This is a genomic window from Veillonellales bacterium (assembly GCA_039680175.1).
Taxonomy (GTDB): Bacteria; Bacillota; Negativicutes; order JAAYSF01; family JAAYSF01; genus JBDKTO01.
This window is the reverse complement of sequence record JBDKTO010000023.1, coordinates 1-6,839: the sequence shown is the minus strand read 5'-3', so window position 1 is coordinate 6,839 and position 6,839 is coordinate 1. Positions and strand designations below refer to the sequence as shown.

Sequence of the window (6,839 nt, the reverse complement as noted above, 5' to 3'; positions counted from 1 at the left end):
AGCAATGAGGTGAAGAAGATGGAAAATCTCATTGCTATTTTAGAAAAAATGCCAGACCCAAGACAAGCCTGGAAGATCAAACATAAACTCTCCGACATTTTGCTCATTTGCCTGCTCGCAGTGACCTAGAAGCGGAGGGACGTTCTTAATGCTTCCTTTGCTTTTTGACGATACCCAAAATCACACCAGCTTGCCCCGCGTAATCAAGCCTGCCTAGAGGCAGAAAAACCGAAAACTATACTCTCATGGGTTCCTTATAGGGTACGGATCTAATCATCTGCAGATTTATTAATTTGGCCAGCGCAAACGCCGCTGGCTTTACTTTTATGCTTGATTTAGGGACAAAAGGTAATATTTATGCATAATCATTTTAGAGAGCCGATAAAGAGATTGCGATAAAATGGATATTTTACAAGAAAATAAAAAGTATTAAGATAATCTGAATCTTAAAATAATATATTGACGCAGTATATGAATTAATATATAATAAAATATATAAAATCATATATGATTTCAAAGAGCTCAAAAATCTTACTATGGGAGGTAGAAAATGTTGGAGGAAAATGTCTTAGCAGAAAAGCCGACTAGACGACGCTTTTTCATGATTTTTGTACTATTTATCGGTATTGCAGTTGCTTTTGTTGACCGGGTAAATGTTTCTATTCTGGCAGCAAACGACCCATTTCTTGTTGAAATGGGAATAAAAGGCCAAACGGTTCAGATTGGTTTAATGATGTCGTCTTTTTTAGCTGTTTACGGGCTTGCTAATATTACGTTAGCCCCATTGGGAGATTTGATCGGTCCACGAAAGATGATGTGTATTTGCGTTATTTTAATGCTGATATCAATTTTTGTGAGTAGTCTTGCTACGACCTTTATGATGTTGATTATCGGTCGAATGTTGCTGGGAATAGGCGAAGGCATGTATTATCCGCAGCAAAGTGTATACGTACGGCATTGGATCCCTTTTCAGGAACGAGGACGTGCAAATGCAAGCTGGATTATTGGACAATCAGTTGCTCCGGCTATTGCAATGCCATTGCTGGCCGCCATTATTGCTCATTATGGCTGGCGCGCTAATTTTTATCTTTGCTTCGTTCTTACATTGATACCGTTATGGCTCTTCTGGTTCCATACAACGGATAGACCTCAAGAAAGCAAGAAAGTCAATAAAGCAGAATTGGCGCATATTGAAGCAGGCATGGAAGAAAAACAAGCTAGCGTCAATGTCAAAGAGAAACTTTCACTGATTCACCGTTTAAAATTGATATCAAAAAATCCGCATTATTGGTTTTTGGTGGTTTGGTATATGTGTTTGCAATTCAATTATTGGGGGTTAGTATCTTGGATACCGGCTTACCTAAAGGTAGCTAAGGGATTTTCATGGGCAGAAATGGGATGGATTGCATCGTTGCCGTTCATTGTAAACATTTTTACTAAAGCGATAAACGGGCTCATTAATGATAAAATCGGCCGTTGTGCGCCGTTGTTGTTAGTTAGTATGATTTTGGGGACCTCTTTTATGTACACTACTACCGTTATACCTGGGAAATATCCTTCTGCTATTTGTTTAGCCTTTGCGGTTGGTTTTAACTCTATGGCGACATCTTCTGCCTGGACTTTACTGCAAGGCCTTGTTCCTTCTAGAGTTTTATCGACCGCGGGCGGTACGATGAATGGTATTTCCACGGGATTTTCTGCTTTATCACCAGTTATAATCGGGTTTTTTATCAGTTTATTTGGCAGTTACGATAGTGGATTGTATTGTTTAGTTGCGGCTGGTATGTTAGGGGTATGTATGGCATCGTTTTTGACGATTAAAAAATATTAATTACATTGAATGTATGGCAATTGAATACATATTTTAAGTTAAAAAAGGAGCGATTCATATGAAAATTACTAGTGTCGATATTATTGATGTAGCGAATGACTTTTCGTCAGCAACAAGTAAGTGGCGCCCGGTGGTAGTAAAAATCAACACTGATGAAGGCATTTCCGGATTTGGGGAAGTTGGGTTAGCCTATGGGGTAGGTGCCTCAGCCGGTTTTGGCATGGCAAAAGATTTAGCTAAAATAATTATCGGGATGGATCCACGAAATAATGAGGAAATCTGGAACAAGATGCAGAAGAAAACCTTTTGGGGACAAGGCGGCGGCACAGTTTTCACTGCTGCCATGAGCGGCATAGATATTGCATTATGGGACCTTAAGGGTAAGATTTTGCAGACTCCGGTATATCAGCTTTTAGGTGGTAAGACCCGTAGTAAAATCCGGACGTATGCCAGCCAATTACAATTTGGTTGGGGCCAAGGTAGTCAAAAATCGATGCTGGTGAAACCGGAAGAGTATGCGGAAACCGCCGCAGTTGCGGTGGCTGAGGGGTATGATGCCATTAAAATTGATGTGCTTGCTATGGATGAAGAAGGAAACTGGAATCAACGTAATTTAAACGGAGTACTGTCGGATAGCGTATTGCGACTTGGATATGATCGTTTGAAAGCTGTTCGGGAAAGAATAGGGAATAAAATTGATATTATTGTGGAAATGCATTCTTTTACCGACACGACAGCCGCTATCCAATTCGGCAAAATGATTGAAGAGTTAGGTGTATACTATTTTGAAGAACCAGTAATGCCGCTGAATCCTAAACAGATGAAAAAAGTTGCTGATCATGTAAATATTCCGATAGCAGCGGGAGAACGGATTTATACCCGTTGGGGATATCGGCCGTTTTTTGAAAATGGTTCACTTGATGTTATTCAACCGGATATTTGTACTTGCGGCGGTATTACGGAAATTAAAAAAGTCTGCGACATGGCGCATGTATACGACGTGTCTGTACAAATCCATGTATGCGGCGGCCCAATTTCTACTGCGGCAGCATTGCAAATGGAAGCAGCGATTCCGAATTTCCAGATTCATGAATTGCATCGATATGCGTTACTCGATGCGAATACTAAATCTTGTAAGTATAATTACCAACCACAAAATGGCTACTATGATGTACCGGAATTGCCAGGCATTGGTCAAGAATTAACAGAGGAAACGATACAAGCTTCTGTCGTAGAGACTGTAAAGTAATAAATATGTAGGAATATAAAAGTGAGCTTCTCTGGTTAGAACATAGACAGGTGGTTCGACAGAGAAGCTCTTTTTATCTATTATTTTACACCAAGGGGGAGCTTATCGTGAATAGTATTGATCAATTATTGTCTTCCACTCCTATACCCAAGGTGATCAAAGTCCGGCAACATTTTTCTCGACCAGTGGTAAAGGATATCGCTGGAGCAATACGGAACAAGCTGATGATATCACAGGTCTTGAAACGGATACAACCAGGTCACCGAATTGCCATTACAGTAGGAAGCCGAGGAATTGCTAATATGCAGCTTATTGTAAGGACAATTGTTGAAATTATAAAAGAAGCAGGTGCAATACCTTTTTTAGTACCTGCTATGGGAAGCCATGGTGGTGCTACGTCAGAAGGTCAGCGTGATCTTCTGACAAGTCGTGGTTTTACGGAAGAATATGTTAAAGCGCCTATCTACTCCAATATAACACCGATAAAGATAGGCATGTCAAAAAATGGATTGCCCGTTTATTTTGATAGTAATGCGTATCAAGCTGATTGGACAATTGTAGTGAATCGTGTCAAGCCCCATACAAGCTTTCATGGCAGGGTGGAAAGCGGCATACAAAAAATGATTGTAATTGGATTAGGGAAACAAAAAGGTGCTGATTTTTGCCATAATCAAGGATTTGATGCTATGGCTGAAAATATTCCGGCTATAGCCGAGGTGGCATTAAAGAAGGCGAATATTCTATGCGGTATAGCTATTTTGGAAAATCCTTATCACGAAACGGCTCAAATTGAAGTGTTACCAACTGATATTATCTTGAAACGAGAGCCGGAATTGTTAATAGAAGCAAAGAAATTATGTCCCCAACTGTATATTAAATCTTTTGATGTCATGATTGTAGACGAAATTGGGAAAAACATTAGCGGAACCGGGTTTGATACAAATATATTAGGACGTTTTCTTTCAGAGAAAATAGTGGGTGTACCAAATTTTAAACGAATGGCCATTCTTGATATTACGAAAGAATCCCATGGAGGAGCTAATGGATTAGGATTGAGTGATTATACAACTGAACGAGTTTTTCACAAATTTGACTTTGAGCAGACTTATGCCAATTCTTTAACGACCACCGTAACAAGTACTGCGAAAATACCAATCGTATTAAAAAATGATAAACAAGCAATTCAGGCCTGCATTAAATGCAGCAATCGAGCAGATAAGGAAAATATTACTATGGTAAGAATTAAAAATACGATATCAGTAGAAGAAATTGAGATATCGGAAAATTTAAAGTCTTATGCAATGGAACATCCACAACTAGAAGTTTTAAGCGAACCATATACATGGTGTTTTAATGAAGATGGAAATTTTAATTTCTAGAGAGTAGTATTTTTGCTAAAAATACAGTGATGAATTATGCAAAATAAGTTATCATAAATTCAGCGAATAGAGTTGAAATTATATGACATAATCTTAATTGCCAAATAATATATTATATGATATAATATATTATTATGGATAAAAATATTAATAATACAACAAAAAAAAGAATAAGTAAAAAAGAACAGGCTTATGGATATATCCGCACCAATATTTTGAATGGTACCTTTGGACCCGGATATCGAATTGTCATTGATAATATAAAAAAAGAATTGGATTTAAGCAGTATCCCTGTAAGAGAGGCAATTCAACAATTGGAAGCAGAAAATCTGATTCAAGTGATTCCGTATAGTGGTGCTGTTGTTAAAATGATCGAAGAAAAAGATTATGAGGAAAACCAGACGGTTTTGGCTATCTTAGATGGAGCGGCTACTTCCATGGCGTCGGACCATTTAAACCAAGAGGACTTGCAAAGGCTAGAACAGTTAAATGCTGATATGAGGGTGGCTATAGAAGAATTACGGTTGGAAGAATTCGGAGAACTCAATGCTGAGTTTCACAAAATGATTTATCATCGCTGTGGTAATACGCTTCTAATTGATGCTTTGGCGAATGTATGGCAACGTATGGTGCAGATAAGAAAATCTATATATACTTTTGTGCCCTATAGAGGGAAAGAGTCTATAGAGGAACATGCAACCTTAATAGCAATGATTAAAGCACATGAGTCATCAGAAAAAATTGAAGCATTTAGTCGAAAACATAAAATGGAAATGCTAGAAGCAGTGAAAAAAGCAATGCAAAATAAAATGAGAAAGAATAAATAATAAGCCATTGCTTTTTTATTTCTGTAACGCGATTTAAAGACCTACGACAAATGCCGTGGGCCTTTCTTGTTGCAATAATTGTTGCTGATTTAGTAGCCTTTTTATGAAATATTAATGATCTAATTTAGTTTGATATAAGCTTTATCACCAAAATAAAAAAGTAAAATACCAAATATAATAATTCCTCCGCCAATAAGTGTTGCAAAATCAGGAATTTCTTTAGCAACTACAAATCCTAAAGCGCTTGTTAGAAAAGGAGTAAGAAACATATAATTACTGACAAGGGATGTTTGCTTAGCTTTTGCAAAGGCATTGGACCATGCAACATAAGCAACTGCACTTGAGAATATCCCCAAAATTGCAATATAGAATAATTGAATAGTTGGGGCCTCCATTGCTTCATTTACTGAAGCTGGCAGAAATATTGTTAGCAGTATGGTTCCGAAGAAAATACTAAAAGCAGAGGTTTGTAATGCGGTATAGGTTTTAGTAAGTTTGCGTTGTAGTAGATTATAAATACTCAAAGCCAATGCCGCAAGCAATAACCAGAACAATCCCGTATTTGTTGAAAATACTCCGTTCATTAATGTTAAGACCATTACTCCGATAAATTCAATCACAATAGCTGCCCATTGAAAATTTTTTAATTCTTCCTTGTAAATAAAACGTGCTAACAGCGCAGTAATGATTGGGACAGTCGCAATAATAACGCTGCTGGTGGAAGCTGTTACTGTTTTCATTCCTGTGTTAAATGTAATCATGTAAAAGAAAAAACCAAATGCTCCAGAGCCTAAGAACCATAGAAAGTCTCTTTTGCAGGGCGGTTTCATTTTTGACAGAAACGCGAAGATTAGTAAAGTACAGGATGCTACAAAGTAACGCAAGAACCCTAAAGAGAAGACGGAAAAATATTGCAATGTAAGTCGAGTCAAAACATAGGCTAATGACCAAAAAATAATGGTAATAATTGCATAGGGATGAAAACTATCACTTATCCTCAAAATGTTCACTCACTTTGATTGTAATTATTATACTGGACAGTCAATGTTTTCAAGAAAGTAACCCTTTCATGCGGTAATATGATAGTCTAAAACTTCCATCCCAAGAAGATCCAATTGTGAAAAAGTTACAGTTACTAATTTACCACATCTTTCTTCGATTGACCATATACTAGGCTGAATTTTATTGATTCCGTTTTCGGTGTTATAGGATGCTTAGCGGAACTCCTGATAAAGGCAGTTGGGGACGTCAGACTGTGCGAAAACAATAGAGTAATACTAATGGCAACAATGGTAATAAAATTGTAAGATATCATGTTTGAGGTGAATTATGTCACGATATATTTCTAACAATACAAACAGGAATCAACTCAATCTTATCCCTATGTCGCTAGATGAAATGATAAGTGAGGATAATTCAGTACGCATATTTGATGCGTTTGTTGGTAGTTTGAATCTAAATGAATTAGGATTTAAATATGCAACAACAAAAACAACCGGACGTAAACCATATAATCCCGCTGATATGCTTAAATTGTATATCTACGGGTATTT

6 protein-coding genes and 1 pseudogene are annotated in these 6,839 nt (G+C 37.4%); 6 read left to right on the top strand and 1 reads right to left on the bottom strand.

The features are described 5' to 3' along the window. Positions 1–18: 18 nt before the first annotated feature. The 5 genes and pseudogenes from ABFC84_03670 (at position 19) to ABFC84_03650 (ending at position 5,286) form a co-directional block, all read left to right on the top strand. Positions 19–123 (top strand): annotated as a pseudogene (locus tag ABFC84_03670) (transposase family protein). Positions 124–550: 427 nt separating this feature from the next. Further along, positions 551–1,831 carry an MFS transporter gene (locus ABFC84_03665; protein ID MEN6411850.1) on the top strand — a complete coding sequence of 427 codons (1,281 nt, stop codon included), beginning with the start codon at positions 551–553 and terminating at the stop codon, positions 1,829–1,831. 58 nt (positions 1,832–1,889) lie between these two features. Continuing rightward, positions 1,890–3,080 (top strand): mandelate racemase/muconate lactonizing enzyme family protein, encoded by a 1,191-nt coding sequence (locus tag ABFC84_03660; GenBank protein ID MEN6411849.1) that lies wholly within the window; start codon positions 1,890–1,892, stop codon positions 3,078–3,080. Between the two features lie 107 nt (positions 3,081–3,187). Continuing rightward, entirely contained in the window at positions 3,188–4,459 is a 1,272-nt protein-coding gene (locus ABFC84_03655) for a lactate racemase domain-containing protein (GenBank protein MEN6411848.1), read from the top strand. 134 nt (positions 4,460–4,593) lie between these two features. Further along, positions 4,594–5,286, top strand: a complete 693-nt coding sequence (locus ABFC84_03650; GenBank protein MEN6411847.1) for a GntR family transcriptional regulator — start codon at positions 4,594–4,596, stop codon at positions 5,284–5,286. Positions 5,287–5,405: 119 nt separating this feature from the next. Here the strand turns inward: ABFC84_03650 and ABFC84_03645 are convergent, their stop codons facing one another. Continuing rightward, entirely contained in the window at positions 5,406–6,296 is an 891-nt protein-coding gene (locus ABFC84_03645; protein MEN6411846.1) for a DMT family transporter, read from the bottom strand. A gap of 319 nt (positions 6,297–6,615) precedes the next feature. On the opposite strand from ABFC84_03645, the gene ABFC84_03640 reads away from it, so the two are divergent. Next, on the top strand, positions 6,616–6,839 hold a 224-nt coding region (locus tag ABFC84_03640), incomplete at its 3' end, for an IS5/IS1182 family transposase (GenBank protein MEN6411845.1).